The organism is Amycolatopsis sp. NPDC003676 (assembly GCF_053587275.1).
In genome coordinates, this window is the sequence record NZ_JBSFNS010000025.1 from 47,919 (window position 1) to 67,686 (window position 19,768).

At 69.5% G+C, this 19,768-nt stretch carries 22 protein-coding genes; 11 read left to right on the top strand and 11 right to left on the bottom strand.

Annotation, left to right across the window (positions count from 1 at the left end; translation table 11 throughout):
• Positions 1–10: 10 nt before the first annotated feature.
• Positions 11–829, top strand: coding sequence for a GNAT family N-acetyltransferase (locus tag ACWDNU_RS17555; protein ID WP_449669614.1), 819 nt, complete (start codon positions 11–13; stop codon positions 827–829).
• On the opposite strand, the gene ACWDNU_RS17560 is transcribed toward ACWDNU_RS17555, so the two are convergent.
• Both ACWDNU_RS17560 and ACWDNU_RS17565 read right to left on the bottom strand, forming a co-directional pair.
• Positions 826–1,701: an SRPBCC domain-containing protein gene (locus tag ACWDNU_RS17560; protein WP_449669615.1), complete on the bottom strand. Its 876-nt coding sequence runs from the start codon at positions 1,699–1,701 to the stop codon at positions 826–828. The two genes, ACWDNU_RS17555 and ACWDNU_RS17560, sit on opposite strands and share 4 nt — an antisense overlap.
• 31 nt (positions 1,702–1,732) lie before the next feature.
• Positions 1,733–2,434, bottom strand: a complete 702-nt coding sequence (locus tag ACWDNU_RS17565) for an NAD(P)H-dependent oxidoreductase (RefSeq protein WP_449669616.1) — start codon at positions 2,432–2,434, stop codon at positions 1,733–1,735.
• A gap of 70 nt (positions 2,435–2,504) precedes the next feature.
• Between ACWDNU_RS17565 and ACWDNU_RS17570 the strand changes: the two genes are divergently transcribed.
• Positions 2,505–3,488: a GlxA family transcriptional regulator gene (locus ACWDNU_RS17570; RefSeq protein ID WP_449669617.1), complete on the top strand. Its 984-nt coding sequence runs from the start codon at positions 2,505–2,507 to the stop codon at positions 3,486–3,488.
• Between the two features lie 126 nt (positions 3,489–3,614).
• On the opposite strand, the gene ACWDNU_RS17575 is transcribed toward ACWDNU_RS17570, so the two are convergent.
• The 3 genes from ACWDNU_RS17575 to ACWDNU_RS17585 all read right to left on the bottom strand — a co-directional run bounded on the left by ACWDNU_RS17575 (position 3,615) and on the right by ACWDNU_RS17585 (position 6,367).
• On the bottom strand, positions 3,615–4,424 hold the full coding sequence (locus ACWDNU_RS17575; protein ID WP_449669618.1) for an NBR1-Ig-like domain-containing protein: 810 nt from the start codon (positions 4,422–4,424) through the stop codon (positions 3,615–3,617).
• A 111-nt stretch (positions 4,425–4,535) separates the two neighbouring features.
• Positions 4,536–5,285 (bottom strand): alkaline phosphatase family protein, encoded by a 750-nt coding sequence (locus tag ACWDNU_RS17580; RefSeq protein WP_449669619.1) that lies wholly within the window; start codon positions 5,283–5,285, stop codon positions 4,536–4,538.
• A 221-nt stretch (positions 5,286–5,506) separates the two neighbouring features.
• A complete protein-coding gene (locus ACWDNU_RS17585) occupies positions 5,507–6,367 on the bottom strand; it encodes an alpha/beta fold hydrolase (protein WP_449669620.1) in 861 nt (286 codons plus the stop codon).
• 69 nt (positions 6,368–6,436) lie between these two features.
• Between ACWDNU_RS17585 and ACWDNU_RS17590 the strand changes: the two genes are divergently transcribed.
• Positions 6,437–9,364 (top strand): BTAD domain-containing putative transcriptional regulator, encoded by a 2,928-nt coding sequence (locus ACWDNU_RS17590; protein WP_449669621.1) that lies wholly within the window; start codon positions 6,437–6,439, stop codon positions 9,362–9,364.
• Here ACWDNU_RS17590 and ACWDNU_RS17595 read toward each other — a convergent pair.
• Positions 9,324–9,824, bottom strand: a complete 501-nt coding sequence (locus ACWDNU_RS17595) for a hypothetical protein (RefSeq protein WP_449669622.1) — start codon at positions 9,822–9,824, stop codon at positions 9,324–9,326. The genes ACWDNU_RS17590 and ACWDNU_RS17595 overlap by 41 nt on opposite strands.
• A gap of 130 nt (positions 9,825–9,954) precedes the next feature.
• Positions 9,955–11,061, bottom strand: a complete 1,107-nt coding sequence (locus ACWDNU_RS17600) for a C40 family peptidase (RefSeq protein WP_449669623.1) — start codon at positions 11,059–11,061, stop codon at positions 9,955–9,957.
• Between the two features lie 80 nt (positions 11,062–11,141).
• Here ACWDNU_RS17600 and ACWDNU_RS17605 point away from each other — a divergent pair, with 80 nt between their 5' ends.
• The 6 genes from ACWDNU_RS17605 (at position 11,142) to ACWDNU_RS17630 (ending at position 15,249) form a co-directional block, all read left to right on the top strand.
• Positions 11,142–11,951 carry a biotin--[acetyl-CoA-carboxylase] ligase gene (locus ACWDNU_RS17605; RefSeq protein WP_370940348.1) on the top strand — a complete coding sequence of 270 codons (810 nt, stop codon included), beginning with the start codon at positions 11,142–11,144 and terminating at the stop codon, positions 11,949–11,951.
• 83 nt (positions 11,952–12,034) lie between these two features.
• Positions 12,035–12,610, top strand: a complete 576-nt coding sequence (locus tag ACWDNU_RS17610; protein ID WP_370940347.1) for a PH domain-containing protein — start codon at positions 12,035–12,037, stop codon at positions 12,608–12,610.
• 1 nt (position 12,611) lies between these two features.
• On the top strand, positions 12,612–13,541 hold the full coding sequence (locus tag ACWDNU_RS17615; RefSeq protein ID WP_406640933.1) for a hydroxymethylglutaryl-CoA lyase: 930 nt from the start codon (positions 12,612–12,614) through the stop codon (positions 13,539–13,541).
• Positions 13,531–14,106 carry a GNAT family N-acetyltransferase gene (locus ACWDNU_RS17620; protein WP_449669624.1) on the top strand — a complete coding sequence of 192 codons (576 nt, stop codon included), beginning with the start codon at positions 13,531–13,533 and terminating at the stop codon, positions 14,104–14,106. Before ACWDNU_RS17615 ends, ACWDNU_RS17620 begins: the two co-directional genes overlap by 11 nt.
• Before the next feature lie 82 nt (positions 14,107–14,188).
• Positions 14,189–14,989: a TNT domain-containing protein gene (locus ACWDNU_RS17625; RefSeq protein WP_449669625.1), complete on the top strand. Its 801-nt coding sequence runs from the start codon at positions 14,189–14,191 to the stop codon at positions 14,987–14,989.
• A complete protein-coding gene (locus ACWDNU_RS17630; protein ID WP_354745346.1) occupies positions 14,986–15,249 on the top strand; it encodes a hypothetical protein in 264 nt (87 codons plus the stop codon). Before ACWDNU_RS17625 ends, ACWDNU_RS17630 begins: the two co-directional genes overlap by 4 nt.
• On the opposite strand, the gene hisN is transcribed toward ACWDNU_RS17630, so the two are convergent.
• Entirely contained in the window at positions 15,243–16,034 is a 792-nt protein-coding gene (gene hisN, locus ACWDNU_RS17635; RefSeq protein WP_370940343.1) for a histidinol-phosphatase, read from the bottom strand. The genes ACWDNU_RS17630 and hisN overlap by 7 nt on opposite strands.
• A gap of 42 nt (positions 16,035–16,076) precedes the next feature.
• On the opposite strand from hisN, the gene ACWDNU_RS17640 reads away from it, so the two are divergent.
• Positions 16,077–16,778: a response regulator transcription factor gene (locus ACWDNU_RS17640; RefSeq protein ID WP_009072764.1), complete on the top strand. Its 702-nt coding sequence runs from the start codon at positions 16,077–16,079 to the stop codon at positions 16,776–16,778.
• 12 nt (positions 16,779–16,790) lie between these two features.
• A complete protein-coding gene (locus tag ACWDNU_RS17645; RefSeq protein WP_370940568.1) occupies positions 16,791–18,074 on the top strand; it encodes an ATP-binding protein in 1,284 nt (427 codons plus the stop codon).
• Here the strand turns inward: ACWDNU_RS17645 and ACWDNU_RS17650 are convergent.
• Genes ACWDNU_RS17650 through ACWDNU_RS17660 form a run of 3 tightly spaced genes read right to left on the bottom strand, consistent with a single transcriptional unit; the run spans position 17,998 to position 19,767 of the window.
• Positions 17,998–18,708 (bottom strand): HAD family hydrolase, encoded by a 711-nt coding sequence (locus ACWDNU_RS17650; RefSeq protein WP_449669626.1) that lies wholly within the window; start codon positions 18,706–18,708, stop codon positions 17,998–18,000. The two genes, ACWDNU_RS17645 and ACWDNU_RS17650, sit on opposite strands and share 77 nt — an antisense overlap.
• On the bottom strand, positions 18,705–19,229 hold the full coding sequence (locus ACWDNU_RS17655; RefSeq protein ID WP_344288785.1) for a GtrA family protein: 525 nt from the start codon (positions 19,227–19,229) through the stop codon (positions 18,705–18,707). Before ACWDNU_RS17655 ends, ACWDNU_RS17650 begins: the two co-directional genes overlap by 4 nt.
• Before the next feature lie 37 nt (positions 19,230–19,266).
• Positions 19,267–19,767, bottom strand: coding sequence for a GtrA family protein (locus ACWDNU_RS17660; protein WP_370940342.1), 501 nt, complete (start codon positions 19,765–19,767; stop codon positions 19,267–19,269).
• Between the last annotated feature and the right edge of the window lies 1 nt (position 19,768).

The window sequence follows — 19,768 nt, forward strand, 5'->3', positions numbered from 1 at the left end:
GGGTGGGAGCGTGCTGCTCGCCGACGCCTCGGTCCGCTCGCTCGGGCCCGCCGATCTGTCCGCCTGCCTCGACCTCGGAACCGATCGCGGATGGCCGCGCGAAGAACGGAAATGGGCGATGCTGCTGGACGTCGGCCGCGGATTCGGCATCGACGCGCCGGACGGCGGCCTCGCCGCAGCGGCGGTGCTCACCCGGACCGGGCCGACCGCGAGCGTGTCGATGGTCGTCGTCGCGGAGCGGTTCGCGCGGCAGGGGCTCGGCCGTCGCGTGACGGCGCAGGCGCTCGACGCGGCCGGTGACGCCGTGGTTTCCTTGCACACCACGGAAAAAGCGCGTCCGCTGTACGAATCGATGGGCTTCGAGTTCGACGGCGGTTGCAACGACCATCGCGGCCGGTTCACCGACGACGACGGCCCAGCGGCGCGGCCGATCGGTCCGGCGGACGTGGCGCGAGTGTACGAATTGGACAGTGCGGCACAAGGCTTCGCACGGCGAGAGTTGTTGAACCGCATGCTGTTCGAGGCCGACCACGTCTACGTGACCGACGACGGTTACGCGCTCGGCACCGCGCAAGCCGGAGTGCTGGTAATCGGTCCGGTGGTGGCCGCGGACGAAGACCAGGCCCGCGCGCTGATTCGAGGCATCGCCCGCGCCGCGTCGGGCGATCTCCGGTTGGCGGTGGACCACCGGTTCCCGGAGCTGTCGGCGTGGTGCGAGGCGCGCGGGCTGGCGGTCCACGGTCCGGCGCCGCGGCTGGTGCTCCACGGAAAAGCGTTGCCGGGACCGGCGGAGGTGCGGTTTTCGCCGTACAACACCGCTCTCGGCTAGCTGTACCGCTTCCTGACCTCGGCGCGCCGCTCCGCCGACCACGGCTCCAGCTCCACCTTGAACGTCCCGGCGAACAACGCGTTCAGCTGCTCATGCCGCGCCGTCAGCAAGTCCGGCAGCTGATCGGCCAGCTCCGCCGGAACGGCCTGCGTCAGCTCCACCCGAACACCGTCCAGCGGATCCGCGGTCACTTCCCACCGCACGCGCCCGGCCGGTTTCCCGTCGTGCAGCCAGGTGTAGGCCAGCACCTCCGGCGACCGAGATTCCAGTACCTCCGCCCCGTTTTCCGGCTGCGGCAACCGATTCCAGACGTCCTCGGCGGGCGGCCAGACCAGGTCGCGGCGGAAGCGGATCGTCCCGCCGTCCAGGACTTCGCCGTCCTCCAGGCCGAATTCCTCGATGTAGTGGACCATCCGCGCATGCCAGTCGGTCGGCATCTCCAGCTCCCGGCCGTCCAACGAGGCTTCGAGGGAATCCAGGCAGGCGACCCAACCGGTGACGTGCCGTCCCGCGCCGAGCAGCGCGATGTCCGGTTCGCCGCGGTTGAAAACGTGCGTGAAGGCGAGCTTGCTGCCCGCGCCGTCGGCGGACACCTCGATCCGGATCAGGTCCGAGTTCCAGGTGAACTCGAAGACCTCCGGCGGCCGGTAACCGAGGATCTCGCCCTCGCTGACATCTCCGGTCTCGGTGAAGGTGAACGTGATCTTCTCGCCCGGAGCCGGGGTCTCCGGCAGGCTGACGGCCGCCGGAAACCAATGCGCCAGCTCCTCCGGCGAGGTGACCGCGCGCCACACCTTCTCCGGCGGATGCGCCAGGGTCCGTTCGAGTTTCACGCTCGGTCGTCCGCCAGGAGTGGTTCGCAGGATCGCCATGCCCGTATATAACCACGGAGGTATATACGGGTCAAGCCGTCAGGTGTGCCGCGTACCCCGTCTGACCTGGGGCGACCTCGGGCAGCAGGACGAGCCGCCGGTCGTAGTCGCCGCCGTCCTGCGTGCGGTAGGGCAGCGGATCGGTCGTTTCCAGGGAGTGCAAACGTTTGCGCAGCTGCTCGGCGACACAGTCGAACTTCTCCGGCGTCATCCGGTTCGTGCCGGTCACCTTGAGCGGCGGCAGGACCGTCATGCCGGTGTAGAAGAGCGTGGCGTGCTGGACGTTGAACAGCAGATCGTCCAGCGAACCGTGCGCGCCGCGCGGGCCGAGGCTGTCCTCGTGCGCCCCGGCGGTGACGATGACCATCGCGCGTTTCCCGGCCAGCACGCCGTTGCCGTAGCGCAGCGTGTGACCGGTTTCGTCGCGGTAGTCGTAGCCGTATCCCTGCACGAAAACGCGGTCGAACCAGCCCTTCAGGATGGCTGGCGTGTCCGCCCACCAGAGCGGGAACTGGACGACGACGGTGTCCGCCCAGTCGAGCTTTTCGTGCTCGATCCGGACGTCCTCGGGCACGGTCGCGATCTCGTCGACGATCGGGTTCCAGCGCATCGCGTAGAGATCGGATTCGCGCACGTCATGGCCGAGATCGCGCAGCGTCGTGACGCCCTCGTCGCGGAGCGCGCCGTTGAGGGAGGCGGGGTCGGGGTGGGCGTAGATCCACAAGACGTTCATGAGGCCAGGGTGCAACCGGCGAAACGGCCAAAACAGTGGCCCGATGGCCACCTTGTGCAAGAATCGGGCCATGGCTGTTTTTCGTCATCCGGAGCGGCACAAGGTCGCGGTGCTGGTGCGGCACGGCATGCTCGTGATGGAGCTCGGCATCGTCCACCGGCTGTTCGGCCAGGCCAAATCCACGGATGGCGAGCGGTTGTACGAGGTTGTCACCTGCACCCCGGAGCCCGGCGACATCCGCACCGATTCGGACTTCACCATCCCGGTCGCGCAGGGGCCGGAGGCGGTGGCCGAGGCCGACACGGTGATCGTGCCCGCGTCCTCGCTCGAGTACGAGCCCACCGGACGGCAGCTGACCCCGCAGCTCAAGCACGCGATGAGCCTGATGTGCCCGGACAGCCGGATCGCCTCGATCTGCACCGGCGCGTACGTGCTCGCCGCGATGGGCCTGCTCGACGGCCGCCGCGCGACCACGCACTGGCGTTCGGCGTGCGAGTTCCAGCTCGAATACCCGCGCGTGCAGCTCGACCCGGACGTGCTCTACACCGAGGACGGCAACGTCTTCACGTCGGCGGGCGTCGCGTCCGGCATCGACCTCTGCCTGCACATGATCCGCCGCGATTTCGGCGCGACGGTCGCCAACGAGGTCGCCCGCGGCACCGTCGTTTCGCCGCATCGCGAGGGCGGTCAGGCCCAGTTCATCCGCCGTCCGGTACCGGAGCCGCGGTCGTCGTCCACCTCGGCCGCGCGGGCATGGGCGTTGGAGCATCTCGACCAGCCGATCACGCTGCGCGACCTGGCGGTGCGCGAGTCGATGAGCACGCGGACGTTCACCCGGCGGTTCCGGGACGAGGTCGGGATGTCGGCGCTGCAGTGGCTGACCCAGCAGCGAGTGGAGCGTGCGCGGCAGTTGCTGGAGGAATCGGAACTGCCGGTCGACCGGGTCGCCGCGGCGTGCGGATTCGGGACGGCGGCGTCGCTGCGCCAGCACCTGCAAGCCGCGCTCGGGGTTTCGCCGAGCGCCTACCGGACGACGTTCCGCCGTCCGGCCTGAATGCGGCGGTCCGTGGCAGCGCTGTTCGCAAGCTGCCACGGACCGACCCCCAGCGGGACTCATCCTGTCGAGCGGGCTGGGGTGTTCGGTACCCCGGTGACCAGGTCTTACAGAATCTGACACGCGTCAGGAGACGACGGTCACCAGTACATACACCGGGCGGCGGGTCGAGAAGAACTCCGCACCCTTCGCGTCGACCATCTTCCAGCCGATCCAGCAGCGCCCCGGCGCGGGCGAGGCGGTCAACGGAACGCTCACCATCACGTGGTCTCCGGGCGGGGTGTCGCCGATCAGCACCCGGTCCGGGGTGCGGCACGAGCCAGGGGCCGGCGGCAGATCCATCCGCTGCAGGTACCGCTGATGCCAGGCGACCGAGCCGGTGTTCTTCAGCTCCCACACCTTCTGGATGGTCTCGCCGACGTGGATCACGGTGCCGTCGGGCACGGTCACGTCGCCGACGAACTCGGAGTTGTCGCCGGGGAGGCGCGCACCGACGTCGACCATGGTGCCGCTGGTCAGCTTCGGCACCACGATCGCGGCGACGGCGGCGAGCAGCACGACGACGAACGCGACCGCCGCCAGCGCGTATTTGCGGCGGCGCGGTTTCTCCGGGGCGATCGGGTCCGAGGTGATCAGCACCGGTTCCGCCGCCGTGTTGACGATCGCGACCTCGGCCGTGGGGATCTCCGGCGGCACGCCCTTCAGTTCTTCCCAGCGTCGCCGCCACTGTTGTTCGTCGGCGTCGCAGGCCCGGACGAACTCGCGCGTGGTGTCCCACGACGGGAACCGGGTGCCGCGAACCGCCTCGTGCAACGTGGTGTGCGAGATCTGCCCGGAGCGGTCGGCCATCTTGCGGAACGACGGATTCCCGGCCCGCGCGCGCAGTGCGGCGAGTTCCGCGGAGAGCACCTCGGCGGCAGATTGCCCGTCGCCCATCGCTCTCCCTGGTTGTCAGATCCGCTGGTCGGACCAGTCTGACATTCCAGTTCGGCACAGCTGGGCGCACCCCGGTCGCGGCCCCGGCAAGGCGGCCGCGACCGGCGCGCGTCACTGCCAGGCGTCGGTGATCGGCGTCTCGTTCGCCGCGTTGCCGATGCCGGGGAGACCGTTGGCGGCCTCCATGGTGCGCAGCACGGTGTAGTGGTTGATCGTCTCCGAGTAGTCGCCTTGCTTCACGTGTGCGCCGGTGAAGCTGGTGTAGATCTGGTTGGTCGAGGTGCCTTCGTCCTCGTCGAAGGTCACGATCAGCAGGCTGTTGTGCGTTTTGGCCCACTGCGCGTAGCCGTCGAGGTTGTTCTTCAGCCAGGTGTCGCCGGTGCCGACCGAGCAGTCGTGCATGTCGTTGCACATGTTCGGGGTCACGAACGAGACGCTGGGCAGCTGCGAGTAGTCCGACGGGAACTGCGAGTAGCGCAGGTTGCTCGACGCGGGCACGTTCGAGAAGTCGACCCAGCTGTTGTGCTTGCGCCGGTACTCGCCGGACGAGCAGCCGGTGTAACCGTCGGACGGCATGGACTCCGAGTAACCGGTGAAGGTCTTCCCCGCGCCGGCGAGCTGCGAACCGAGGTTGTCCACCGCGCCGAGGTTTTGCGGGCAGGTGTCGTCGGTGACGCCCTGGGTGTCGCCGGAGAACAGCGCGACGTAGTTCGGCTGGCTCGGGTGGGTGAGCGCGTGGGAGTCGGTGAAGTTCGCGCCCTGCGCGGCGAGCGAGGCGAAGTAGGGCGCGGTGGTCGAGTCGATCGACGTCGACGACTCGTTCTCGAACATCACGAGCACGACGTGGTCGAAGGTGGGCACGGTTGCCGCTGCTGAGGCTGGTTGGGCGGCGGTTGCCGCACCGAGAATTGCCGTCGCGACGGCGGCCACGATCCGCTTGCGGAACACAGGTCCTCCAAGATCGGTCGGGAAATGCGCTCAGGTGGGAGCGGCATAGACCGTGCCACGGAGAAGGTGTCCCGGAGGGCGGTCGGTGGGTGAATTACTGGCGACCACTCGTCCGGGGCACGACTTTCGAAGGGTCAGCGCGCGAGCAGGTCCCGCAGGGATTTCGTAACGCTGGCAGGGGAAGTCTCGGCCATGAAATGTCCACTGTGTACTGTTTCGTGCACAAGGTCCGGTGCCCACGCGCGCCAGAGCGCGGCCGCGTCGAAGCCAAGCGCGTCGCCCCAGCCCTGCTGCAGCACCGTCGTCGGCATCTTCAATTGGCGGCCCGCGTCCCGGTCGATGCGGTCGTGTTCGAGGTCGATGCCCGCGGAAGCGCGGTAGTCGGCGACGATCGACGGGACGGCGTTCCGGCTCGCTTCGAGGTACCGGGCGCGGATGTCGGCCGGAATGGACTCCGGGTCCGCGCCCCACTGGTCGAGGAAGTAGCTGAAGAACGCGTCCGGCGCGCCGCCGATCAGCTGCTCGGGAAGGCCGGGCGGCTGCGCCATCAGGTAGAGGTGGAAGGCGACCGCCGCGCTGACGCCGTGCAGTACGTCCCACATGTCCAGCGTCGGCAGCACGTCGAGGATGGCCAGGTGGGACACGTGGTCCGGGTGGTCGAGGCCGGCGCGGATCGCGACGAGCGCGCCACGGTCGTGTCCGGCCAGTGCGAAGCGCTCGTGCCCGAAGGCGCGGGCGAGCGCGACGACGTCGGCGGCCATGGTGCGCTTCGAGTAGGTCTCGCCGGCGTCGGCGGGCTTGTCGCTGTCGCCGTAGCCGCGCAGGTCCGGGCACAGGACGGTGTGGTCGGCGGCGAGGTCGGCGGCGACGTGCCGCCACATCAGGTGGGTCTGCGGGAAGCCGTGCAGCAGGACGATTGGCGAGCCGGAGCCCGCGACCGCCACGTTGAGGGACACGCCGTCGGCGACGGGCACCCGCTGGTAGTCGAAGTTCATGCGACCCAGCGTGCGCCGGGCCGATCAGCAACCGATCAGCGCCGACTGAGCTGATTACAGTACGAATTGATGACCATCTCGTTCTCGGTGCTGGGCCCGCTGGCGGCCCACGACGCGCGCGGGCCGGTGCCGCTGCCCGGCCCGCGGCATCGCCTGGTGCTCGCGCGGCTGCTCGTCGCCCGCGGACAGGTGGTTTCGACGGACGCGCTGGTCGACGCGTTGTGGACCGAGCCGCGAGCGGGCGCGGTCGGCGCGGTGCAGACGTTCGTCGGCGCGCTGCGGCGTTCGCTGGAACCGGACCGACCGCCGCGGACGCCCGCGAAACTGCTGGTCACCGCCGGGCCTGGGTATGCGCTGCGTGCTGAACCGGAGCAGGTCGACGCGTGGCGATTCGAGGCGTTGCTGCGCGGGACGCCGTCGGTCGCGCAGCTGGATGAGGCGCTCGGCTGGTGGCGGGGAGAGCCGTATGCGGAGTTCGCCGACGAACCGTGGGCGCGCGCCGAACGGGCTCGGCTCGACGAACTTCGGTTACTCGCCTTGGAACGACGGGCGGCTGGCTTGCTGGATCTCGGCCGCGCTGCCGAGGCAGTACCGGATCTGGAGTCCCTTGTGGACGCTCATCCGCTGCGCGAGGAAGCTTGGCGGTTGCTGGCGCTCGCGTTGTATCGCGCCGGACGTCAGGGTGATGCGCTTGCGGCGTTGCGTCGAGCGCGGGCCGGGCTGGCGGCGGAGTTGGGCGTCGATCCTGGACCGGCGTTGCGGCAAGTGGAGCAGGATATTCTCGCGCAAGCTCCGCAGTTGGCTCCGTCGGTTCCTGGCCGGTTGGCCGGGCGAGACGCGGAGCTGACGCGGCTTGCCGAAGTCGCGGCGGAAGTCGTTGACCGCAAGCGATTCCGGCTCGTACTCGTGTCCGGCGAGGCGGGCGCGGGAAAGACCGCGCTGGTCGAGGAATTCGCCGCGCGGCTGGGCTGGACGACGGCGTGGGGAATGAATCCGGACGGTGCCGGGGTGCCGCCCGCCTGGCCGTGGACGCGCATTCTCGCCGCGCTGGGCGAACCGGTCCCGCCGCGGTCTGCGGGTGGCGATCCGGCGGTGGCGCGGTTCGAGTGGCATCAGGCGATGACCGCGCGGATCGCGGAGGTGGCGCGCCAGGGTCCGCTGCTGCTCGTACTGGACGATTTGCAGTGGGCGGGCGAGGAAACTCTGGCGCTGCTGACGTCGATGACCGCGGCTCCAGTGTTGTTGCTCGCGACGTATCGGACGACCGAAGTCTCCGCGGAACTGACCGCTGCGTTGGGAAGGCTTGCGCGCGCCGACCCGGTTCGGCTTTACCTCAGCGGGCTTTCGGTCGAGGCAGTGGCCGAGTTGGTCGGTGCCGAATCTGCGGCGGTGATTCATCGACGGTCTGGCGGAAATCCGTTCTTCGTCAAGGAACTAGCTCGCGCTTGGGATGCCGAAGGCGACTTGCCGGACGGAGTACGCGACGTCGTCCGGAACCGAATCGCCGCGCTGCCCGACCATGTGCGCGCGGTGCTCGGAAAAGCCGCGGTAATCGGAGCGGACGTCGACCTCGGCTTGCTCGGCGACGTCCTGGATGAGCTGGAAACCGCTGTACAGGCGGGGTTTCTGACCGAAAGCGGCCCACGGGCTTTCCGCTTCGCGCACGCGCTAGTCCGCGACGCTGTCTACGACGACCTTTCGCTGGCTCGGCGCGCCCAGCTGCACCGTGAAGTCGGCGAGGCTTTGGCGAGCCGCCGACCGTCCGAGATTTCCTTGCTGGCGCACCACTTCCTGCTCGCTGGAGACGATCGCGGCACCGCCTATGCGCAAGCAGCGGCGGAACGCGCCGAGCGGGATTTCGCGCCGCACGAAGCACTTCGACTCTGGCAAGCCGCGTTGGCGCAAGGCCCGCGTACCGTCGAATTGCTGATGGGTCTCGCCCGGACGTCCGCGTTCACCGGGTCTTTGGCCGCGGCGCGCCGCTACCGTGCCGAGGCATTGGACCTCGCCGGTGCCGACACCACGTTGACCATCCGGGTTTTGACCGCGTTCGACGTGCCAGGAATCTGGACTGAGAACGACGATCCCACGCTGGCCCGCCGCATCGCCGACGCCGCCGAACACGTCCACGCCACCGACCCGCTCGTCCGCGCCCGGCTGCTCGCGACCATCGCGTTGGAACTGCGCAACGAAGGCGGTCAACGTGCCCACGACGCGGCCGTCGAAGCGGAGAAACTGGCGCGGTCCGCCGAGGATCCGGCGCTGCTGGCGTTGGCGTTGAACGCACGCTGGACGCAGACCTTCACCCGCGCTGGCCTGGCCCCGGAACGCGCCAGGATCGGCGAAGAACTGGTCGAACTCGCTGCCCGGCACCGATTGGTGACCTTCGAAGTGCTCGGTCACCTCGTGCTGGTGCAAGCCCGCTCAGCGCTCGCCGACTTCGTCGCCGCCGACAAACACGCGGTTGCAGCGGATCGGCTGGGGGAGCAGTACGACCTCCCGCTCGTCAGCGTGTTCACCGACTGGTACCGCGCGCTCCGCCTGGCCGTCACCGGCTCGGTCGCCGCCGCGGAAGCCGCCTATCGCAGTGCCGCGGCCAGGTTGTCCGGCAGCGGAATGTCCGGAGTGGACCGTGGTCTGCTGCCGTTGGCCCGACATTGCCTTTACGTCCAGCACGGCCTTGAGTCCACAGTGGACTTTACGCTGCCGCCGGATCGCCCGGACTTGTTCCTGGAACTGCGCGCTTGCCTCACCGTCGCGACCGGAGACGCGCGCGAGCTGTACGAGCGCCTGATCCCGGCGGAGAACGAACTGGCCGGTGCGGGTTCCGGCATGGTGACGCTAGGGCCGGTCGCCTATTACCTGGGCGAACTGGCCGTCCGGCTGGGATTGCCGCCCGACGAGCACTATCGCAAGGCCGCCGAAGTAGCCCGCCGAGCCGGTGCCGCGCACTGGGTCAGTCGACTACGTACCATTTGCCGCCGCGATTCTCCATGACCGCGTCGCCGAGGTCGCTGTCGGTGAACTTGACCGACGCCTTCACCGCGCGCGCCGGGATCTCCACCCGCTTGGCCCCCTGCTTGATCTTGGACCGGTCGACCGTGGCGGTCTGCAGGGCCTTCTTCTGGGTCGGGGAGATCAGCTGGAACGCCATCGGCATCGTCTTCTCGCACGGGCCCATGCCTTCGTTCTCCGCCTTCTTGGCGGCCGGACCGGCGATCTCGCAGACCGTCGCGAGGTCCTCCTTGCCCGCGGCGTGCATGAAGGCTTCGTATCGCTCGACCGCGTCACCGCCGGTGGCCTCGGCAACCGACGACGAGGGCGCGGCAGAGGTCGACGGCGAGGGCTTTGCGGCCGAAGAAGACACGGGCGCGGCGGAGGGTGCGGACGAGGGCGCGGGAGAAGCGGTGCCGCCGCTTTCGCCGGAACAGCTGGCGATCAGAAGGGCAGCGCCCACGGCCAGAAAGGGGAGAATGCGAGCGGACATGGTGCGCCTTTCCCGTCAGGAAGAATGCTCGGGAGCATAAGCGACAGACGGGCGCTGCGTGCGGAAACGGGAATTTTGCCGCTGGTCGTGAGGCTCGACGTCAGTTCGCCGGATGCCCCGCCCCGGCGTAATCGTCCCCGGGCCGGTGGAACGTGTGGATCTGGATCGCCTGTCCCTCGGTCGGCGCGTTGATCATCAGGCCGTTCCCGAGATACAGCCCCACGTGGTGGATGTGCGCCGGGCTGCCGTAGAAGACGAGGTCGCCCAGTTGCGGTTCCTGTCCGCCCGGAACCGGCGGCACCGAGCGGTACTGGCTGTCCGCCGTGCGCGGCAGGGAAACCCCGGCGCTGTCGTAGGAAGCCTTGGTGAGACCCGAGCAGTCGAACCCGGCCGCGCCCGCGTCGGGGCCGTTGCCGCCCCACACGTACGGCAGGCCGAGTTGGCCGAGCGCGAACCGCGCGGCGTGCACCGACGGCGCGTTCGACTTCGCCGGGTCGAGGGAAAGCGTCGCGTACAGCTGGGCGTAGCCGAGCACTCGCTGCCGGAACAGCTCCATGCCGCTGCCGTTCTCGTACCCGGCCAGCGCCTTCCACCAGCCGTTGCCCGCGGACAGGTCGACGCCGCTCGCGCAGAGTGCGCGGCCCGCGGCGACGGACGCGGCAGACGGGTCGGACAGCGCCGGGTTCGCGATGCCGGGAATCTGCGCGCCGTACTTCTTCCACTGCGGCGTCGAAAGCCCCATCGCGGCACCGTCGCCACGGCCGTGGTTGTTTCCGGCGACGCCGAGACCCGCCAGAGTGACCCACGACAGGTGACAGTCCGGGCGCTCCTTGCGCATGGTCAGCTCGCCGTTCGCGTAGCCGAGCAAGGCGGGGGCCGGGATGTCCAACGGTCCGGCGAGCGAATCCGCCCACTTCTGCAGCGGAGCGGGACCGCCGCCTCCGCCAGCCGCGCCCTGTGCCGGTTCCTGCGCTTGCACCGGAGCGCTCGCCTGCAGCACCGACGGACCGCTGACGGTCTGCGTCGGCACCGGCGCGGTGAGCGCGGCCTGCGCCGGAACGGGAGCGGGCTGATCGCGTCCGGCGACCAGCCAGCCCGCGGTGGCGAGCCCGGCGACCAGCGGCAACGCCACGAGCCCTCGATACAGCGCGCCACGAGCCCAGGTGGGCTTCTGCGGCGCGTCGGCGGTGGGGGTCTCCGGCGTCACGGCGTCCAATCTAGAAGAGCGCACCTCTGGGTAACGAGCGAACGGCTTGCACGTTAGGGGGACTCTCATATTGTGGGCACATGGCTGAACTCGACGCGGCGCGGCTGCGGGACGGACTCGGCGGCCGCTACGCCCGCCTCGACGTCGTGGAGACGACCGGTTCCACCAACGCTGACCTGCGGAAAGCCCTCACCGAAGGTGCCGAGGACCGGACCGTTTTGCTGGCCGAACACCAGACGGCCGGCGTGGGACGGCGGGCTCGTTCGTGGAGTTCGCCGAAGGGGGCCGGGCTGTACCTGAGCATCGCGCTGCGCCCGGCGGGCGTGCCGTTCTCCGCGCTCGGCTCACTGTCCGTGGTCGCCGGTCTCGCAGTGCACGCGCTCGCCACCGATCTGGGCGTCGACGTCGCCCTCAAATGGCCTAACGACGTGCTCGCCGGGCCGGACCGGGCCAAGTGCGCGGGCATCCTCGCCGAGGCCGTCGGCACCGACGACGCGGCCGTGGTGCTGGGCATCGGGCTCAACGTCCTGCCGCTCGGCGACGACGTCCCGGCCGGTCCGGGCGGCCTGCCCGCGACCTCGCTCGCCGAGCAGGGCGCGACGACCACCGACCGCACCGAGATCGCGCTCGGCCTGCTGACCAGGTTCGACGACCTCGAACGCCGCTGGCGGACCGCGGGCGGAGACCTCACCGAGGCCGGACTGCTCGGCGACTACCGCGCCCGGTGCGCCACGCTCGGCCAGGACGTCCAGGTCCAGTTGCCGGACGGGTCGACGCTCACCGGACGCGCCGCGGACCTCGACGCGTCCGGCCAGTTGCAGGTCGACGTCGCCGACGGGCGGCGGCTGACCGTTTTCGCCGGTGATGTGGTGCACGTCCGCCCCGTTTGACCGGAACGGGCGCGCCCGCGCGGGGCCAGCGCCGGTACGGTGGATCCACCACATCGGCACACATTCGCAGGGGAGCGCCCGCCGTGGCCTATCCGGACGATTTGCTCAGCCAGAACGAGCGCGTGGTGGTGCACAGCCACCCGCACTTCAAGATGCTGATCTTCCCGTTCCTGGCGTTCGTGATCACCGTCGGCGCGGCGGTGTGGCTGCTCATTGTCGCCAAGGACTTCGCCGGGCCGTGGAACAACGTCACGATGATCGCGGTCGCCGCGGTGGCGCTGATCCTCGTGGTGTGGCTGTTCCTCGCGCCGCTGGTCCGCTGGCGCACGACGCACTTCATCGTGACGACCGACCGGCTGATCGCGCGCGAGGGCGTGCTCAAGCGCACCGGCATCGACATCCCGCTGTCGCGGATCAACAGCGTGCAGTTCGAGCACGGCTTGATGGACCGGATCTTCGGCTGCGGGACGCTCATCATCGAGTCGGCCTCGGACGAGCCGCTGCGCTTCGATGACATTCCCCACGTCGAGCACGTGCATACGGTCATTTACCGCGAAGTCAACGACAATCCCTACGACGACTACCACGGCGCGCCCGGTCCGCAGGACACCGAACCTCTGCCCCCGCGCGGCCGGGAACCGCGCGGAAGGAGACGCTGACGTGGGTGCTCGAGAGGTCGGCCTGCCGGAACGGGTCCCCGCGGGCGGATTGCCGCCGCGGGTCGAGATCTGGGAGGTCGGGGCGCGCGACGGGCTGCAGAACGAGGGCTCGGTCGTGCCGGTCGAGGTCAAGCTCGAATTCCTGGACCGGCTCGCCGGCGCCGGGCTGACCACTCTCGAGGCGACCAGCTTCGTGCACCCGAAGTGGGTGCCGCAGCTCGCCGACGCCGAACAGTTGCTCGCCGGGCTCGACCGCCACGACGGCGTCCGCTACCCGGTGCTGGTGCCGAACGACCGCGGCCTCAACCGCGCGCTCGACGCGGGCGTCGACCACATCGCGATCTTCGCCAGCGCCACCGAGACCTTCGCCCAGCGCAACCTGAACTCGACGTTCGACGACCAGTTCGCCATGTTCGAACCGGTGGTCACACGGGCCCGCAAGGAGGGCCTCGAAGTCCGCGGCTACCTCTCGATGTGCTTCGGCGACCCGTGGGAAGGCGTGGTCGCGACGGAGCAGGTCGTGCGCGCGGGCAAGCGGCTGCTCGACTTCGGCTGCTCGCAGCTCTCGCTCGGCGACACCATCGGCGTCGCCACCACGAACCAGGTCACCCGGCTGATCGAGGCGTTCGGCGACACCTCGGCGCTCGCTGTGCACTTCCACGACACTTACGGCCAGGCGCTGGCCAACACCGAGGCCGCGCTGCGCGCCGGAGTGTCTACTGTGGACTCGTCGGCCGGCGGTCTCGGCGGCTGCCCGTACGCCGAGTCGGCGACCGGCAACCTGGCGACCGAGGATCTGGTCTGGCTGCTGGAAGGGCTGGGCGTGGAGCACGGCGTCGACCTCGGCAAGCTGGTGGAGACCAGCGTGTGGATGGCCGGGCAGCTGGGCCGTCCGTCGCCGTCGCGGGTTGTGAACGCGCTTGCCGGATAGCACTCCCGAGTTCGTCCCGCTCGGGGCGGAGACGTGGCCGTTGTTCGAACGGCTCTTCGGCCCGGGCGGGGTGCAGGGCGGCTGCTGGTGCTCGTTCTTCCGGCTCAGCGGTCCGGACTACAAGGCCGCCGGTCGCGAGGGCCGCAAGGAGCATGTCCGTAGCGAGGCTCAGGACGGGAAACCGTTGGGGCTGCTCGGAATCATCGACGGCGAACCGCTGGGCTGGGTGGCCGTGTCGCCGCGGAAGGACAATCCGCGGCTGGTCCGGTCGCGCGTGATGGCGTCGGACGAACCGGGCGCGGTCTGGTCGGTGACCTGCTTTTACATCCACCGGCGCGGCCGTCGGCGCGGGCTGGCGACGGCGTTGCTGCGGGCCGCCGTCGACTACGCCGCCGAACAAGGGGCGGAAAGCGTCGAGGGATATCCGGTGTCGGACGTGAAGCGTTCCGCCGCCGACCTCTACCACGGCACGACCGGCATGTTCACCGACGCGGGATTCGAGTTGGTCGAGGAGCGCGGCCCGGCCCGCGCGTTGGTGCGGCGGCGCATCCCCGTCGCCCGATAAGGTGGGTTTCCCGCTCGCGCGGAACCTTTCGTCGCGAGCAGGCGTCCGACCCGGTGCCGGCACGACCGAGAAGAGGGTGCCAGTGTCCGACCGACCCGAACCCGCAGACACCGACGTCGCCACCGGCCCGGTGCGCGTGCCCGCGCAGTACGGCGGGTTGCTCGAACGCGGCTTCGACGAGGTGCCCACCCCGCCCGCGGGCACCGGCGTGCTGCCCGCGCACAGCCGTCCGCCGGTCGGTTCTCCGCGCACGGACCGGGAAAGCGTGCTGGCGCTGTTCGCCGTGCACATGTTCCCGCTCGGGCATTTGCCGGTGGCCGCGGACCGTCCGGACCGGCAGTTGCCGCTGCCCTCGGACGGGGTCGCCCGGCGTCCGCTGTTCGACCATCCGGAATCGGCGCTGCTCGACGACGCCGCGGTGCTCGGGTACGTCAAGCAGGGCTTCCGCCGTTCGCCCGCGCCGCCGGTGGATCCGGAGCCGCCCCAGGCGGTCACTGAAGGCTATGCGCCGCCGGAGGGTCCGGAGTGGGAGCGCCGGTTCGTGGTCGGCGCCGAATACGTGTGGCCGCCCGCGGAGGGCTGCGTCGAAGAGCCGAATCCGGTGGTATTGCCGGAAAACACGCTGTTGGACCGCTTCGGCAGCGATCACGGCCGGGTGTTCGCGCCGGACGGGACGCCGTTCGCGGAGCGCGCTTTGCCGCCCGCCGCGCTGCGTTCCGGCTACCGCCGTTATCGCGTGCTGAAGCCGATGCCGGTGTGGCAGGCCACGTCGGCGGAGTGGTTCGACGGGCCGGGCGGCGGAATCCGCTACCGTGCGGTGCTCTCCGCGGACGAACTGGTCACGCTGGGATTCCTGGTTGACGTCACGCGGGAGGCACGATGAACACCCAGTCGATCCGGAAGTGGCTGGACGTCATCGGAGTGCCCGAAGAAGTGGTGTCGATCGGCCGCGAGGCGGACAACACGTGGTGCCTGCTGCCGACCGCGGACGGCGGCTGGGAAGTGTTCTGGCGCGAGCAGGGCAACCGCTACGACTGGGCCGCGTTCACCTCCGAACAGGTCGCCTGCCACTACCTCTTCGGCAGGCTGACCTGGTCACAGGTGGCGCGCGGCGCGGTCGGCGTGCTGCCCGGCGCTCACTGACGGCGCAGGATCGCCAGCGCCTCGTCGTGCAGGAGGCCGTTGGTGGACAGCGCTGAGCCGCCCTCGTAGGTCTCCGCACCGGAAAGATCGGTGAACCGGCCGCCCGCCTCGGTCACGATCACCTGCGCGGCGGCGACGTCCCACGGATTCACGATGCACTCGGCCGCGACGTCCATCGCGCCCTCGGCGACGAGGCAGTGGCTCCAGAAATCGCCGAACGCGCGCGACTCCCAGCACGCCTCGGTGAGCGCGAGGTACTTCTCGCGGGAGTGGTACTCGGTCCAGCTGTTCAAGTCCGTCGTGGACAGATAGGCGTCGCCGAGCGTCGCCACCTTCGACACCGACATGCGCCGTTCGCCCGCCGCGTCGCGCAGGTGCGCGCCTTCGCCGCGAGCAGCCCACCAACGGCGGCCCAGCAACGGTGCGCTGATCATGCCGACGACCGGCGTGCCGTCCTCGACGAGCGCGATCAGCGTCGCCCACACCGGGACGCCGCGCAGGAAGTTCTTGGTCCCGTCGATCGGGTCGATCACCCACGCGCGGCCTTCGCTGCCCGCGGTGCCGCCGCGTTCTTCGCCAGCGACGGTGTCGCCGGGCCGTTCGGCGGCGAGGATTTCGCGGATCGCGTCCTCCACGGCCGTGTCGGCGTCGGTCACCGGAGTGCGGTCCGGTTTCGCGGACACCGCGAGGTCGAGCGCACGGAAACGGGCAGTGGTCAGCGCGTCGGCGGCGTCCGCCAGCCGGGTGGCGAGAACGAGGTCATCCGAGTAGGCAGGCACGGTCACGATGGTTTCACGCCCGTTCGCCGTAAGGTTGGCCAGGTGAGCATGGTCCTACTTGCCGAAGACGATCCGGCCATCGCCGAGCCGCTGTCCCGCGCGCTGCACCGGGAGGGGTACGAGATCGAGGTCGTCACCGACGGGCCGGCGGTGCTGGCCGCGACCGCCGCGCACCGCGTCGACCTGCTCGTGCTCGATCTCGGGCTGCCCGGGATGGACGGGCTGGAGGTGTGCCGCAGATTGCGCGCGAGCGGCACCGAACTGCCGGTGCTGATGCTCACCGCGCGCACGGACGAGGTCGATTTCGTCGTCGGCCTCGACGCGGGCGCGGACGATTACGTGGCCAAGCCGTTCCGGCTCGCGGAACTTCTCGCGCGGATCCGCGCGCTGCTGCGCCGCCGGGTGCCCGAGGTGCTGGAAGCGGGCGGCGTCCGGATGGATCTCGGCGCGCGACTGGTCACAGTGGACTCGCACGAGGTGCAGCTGGCGAACAAAGAGTTCGAACTGCTGCGCGTGCTGATGAGCCGGGCCGGGCAGGTCGTCAGCCGCGACGAAATCCTCGCCGAGGTGTGGAACGACCTGGAGTCCAAGACGTCGAAGACCCTCGACATGCACATGTCCTGGCTGCGCCGCAAACTCGCGGTCGCCGCCGACGAGGCGGCGGGCAGGCAGGCGAAACCGGCGCACTCCGACGCCGAGCGGCGCATCGCGACCGTGCGCGGCGTCGGGTTCCGGTTCAATGTCGAGTAGCCGCCGATGAGCATGCGCCGCCGGATCCTGCTGGCGATCCTCCTCGCCGTGCTGGTCACCGCGGCCGTGCTGGGCATCCCGCTCGGCGTCACCGCGTGGCGGTTGGTGGAGAACCTCAACCGGGAAAGCCTGGCCGAACGGGCCCGCAACATCGCCGCGACGGTCGACACGCAGGTCGCGAACGGCCAGGAAATCGACCTGGAGCAATTTCGCGTCGGCGTTCCCGAGGGCGGCATGCTGATCGTGCGCGCCGAGGGCTTCAGCGAAAAACACCTCGGCGCGAACCCCGGTCCGAACCCGGTGGTCGAATCAGTTCCGACCGCCCGCAGCGGCACGGTAATGCTGGCAATCCCAAGCGGTCCGGTCCGCACGAAGCAGACGCAGGTGACGCTGCTGGTCGTGCTGCTGGTGGTCCTGTCGGTCGGTACCGGAACGGTGGTGGCGACAGTGACCGCGCGGCGCCTGGCGAAACCCTTGCGGCACGTCGCCGACCGCGCGTCCCGCCTGGGTGGTGGCGATTTCCGCCCCGACCCGAGCCGGTACCGCGTGGCTGAACTGGACATGGTCGCGGAGGCCCTGGACACGTCCGGGTCCGCCCTTGCGCAGCTCGTGCAACGGGAACGGCAGCTGGTCGGGGACGTCTCGCACCAGCTGCGGAGCCGGTTGACCGCGCTGCAGCTCCGGTTGGAACCTCTGACCGGTCATGAAGACCCGGACGTCGCGGAGGAATCCCGTGCCGCGCAGGAGCAAGCGGACCGCCTAGCCCAAGCCTTGGACGAACTGCTGGCCGCCGCCCGCGCCGCCCGCGAGGTGGACGCCGAGCCCGTCGATCTGCCGGTGACGCTGCCCGCGGTTGCGGAGGAATGGCGTCAGCTGCTGCGAGTCGAGGGCCGGAACTTGCGATTGAAGGTCGCCGACGGCTTGATGGTGCGCGTGACCCCGGCACGTTTGCGCGAGGTGATCGGGGTACTGCTGGACAACGCCCTCCGCCACGGCGCTGGGACCGTGACGCTGTCCGCCCGCCGTGGTGATGCGGAGGGGACCGTGGTGATCGAGGTCGCGGACACCGGGTCTGGGGTGCCGGACGAAATCGCGCCGCACATTTTCGAACGCGGGTTTTCCGGCGGTGGTTCGACTGGAGTGGGTTTGGCGCTGGCGCGCGCTCTTGTCGAGGCGGATGGCGGGCGGCTGGAACTGTCGAATAAGCGTCCGGCGATTTTCAGTCTGTTCTTGAAGGTCCCGCGCCCGGATGATGTGGGTGAATTGCAGTGGCCCGCGGAGCCGGTTCCTCGCTGAGCAGGATGCGGACGGCTTGCCGCAGGTGGGTTGCGGTGCGGTGCGGTGGTTGCTGATCTTGCGGCCACACGCGGTGGTGGCTGATCCAGAGGGTGCGAATTCCGACGCTATGTCCGCCTGCGATGTCGAGGCGCGGGCTGTCGCCAATGAGCCAATCGTCGGGTGACAGCGTGGTTCCGCAGTTTTGGGCGGCGCGACGAAAGATGCGCGGATCCGGTTTGCGCAGGCCTACGGCGTCGGAAATGCAGTAACCGTCGACTGCTTCGGCGAGACCGGTGCGGCGGAGCTTCGCTAACTGGTTGTCCCGCATCCCATTGGTGACAATGCCGATTCGCCATCCGGCAGCGCGCAAAGTACCGAGATCGTCCGGCGCATGCGGGTGGAGCTGCACGAGCTGCGGGATTCTCGCGCGGTAGCTCGCCCACAGCTGTTCAGCGGGCTCGGCCAACTCGAACTTCTGCCTGACTTCGGCGAAGAACCGGTCCATCGGCCCTTCGCGCCGTGCGGAAATCAGCCAGGCCGCCGCGTCGTCCGGGAGCCGGTGTTGTCCGGCGAATTCCGTGGCCCAGCGGGAAAACGCCCCGCTGAGATCGGTCAGCGTGTCGTCAAGGTCGAACAGCGCCAGCCGGGTCACCGGGGAAGCCGGGTGACCCCGTCCTTCCGCCGTTCCCCCAGCTCATCCGGGAAAACCCACTTCTTGAACCCCCAGAACCGGAACACCATCGCCAGCAGCATGCCGATGATCGATCCGCTCGCGAAGTCCGCCACCTCCTGCACGAAGCGCGACACGTTCGGCACTTCCAGGTGCAGCCAGTAGCGCGAGATCAGCAGCGGAATGAGGTTCACCACCACCGCGACGCCGCTGATCACGAAGAACAGCGTCGCCTCGTGGGCGCGTTCGCGGCCGCCGCGGGTGCGGAACGACCATTCGCGGTTGAGGACGTACGACACGATCGTCGCGACGATGATCGCGATCGCCTTCGCCGTGGTCGGTTTCGACTCCAGCACGCTGAGCTTCAGCAGGTACCAGACGCCGTTGTCGACCAGGAAGGTCGTGCCGCCCACGATCGCGAACTTCAGCAGCTCCCGGTGCTTCACGAGCACGGAGCGCAATGGCTCGGGGGTGCGGGCGAGCACGGTTTCGACGACGGTCACGTATCGCAGTCTAGAGAATTCGAGGTCACGGCAGGTCTCAGGCGGCCTTACGGTCCGGAATATCCGGATTGTCATTCCGCCCCGGTTCCGGCCGGGCGCCCTCCGTAGGGAAAACCCACTTCTTGAAGGCCCACCAGCGGAACAGCGTCCCGAGCAGGGTCCCGATGATCATCCCGCTCACGAAGTCGGCGGACTCCTGGCCGACCAGGCTCACGTGCGGCACCTGCAGGTCCAGCACATACCGCGAAACCCACTGCGGCAACGCGTTCAGCCCGAGCGCGACCCCGCTGATCAGGAAAAACAGCGCGGCCTCGTGCGCGCGCTCCCGTCCGCCGCGAGTGCGGAAGGCCCACTCCCGATTCGCGACGTAGGAAAAGATCGTGGCGACCAGCACGCCGACGATCAGCGCCGTGACCGGATGCGTCCGCAGCACGGTGAACTTCAGGACGTACGTGATCGTCAGCGTGATGACGAAGCTCGTGCCGCCGACCAGGGCGAAACGGACCAGCTCACGGTGCTTCGCCAGGAGTTCGCGCACC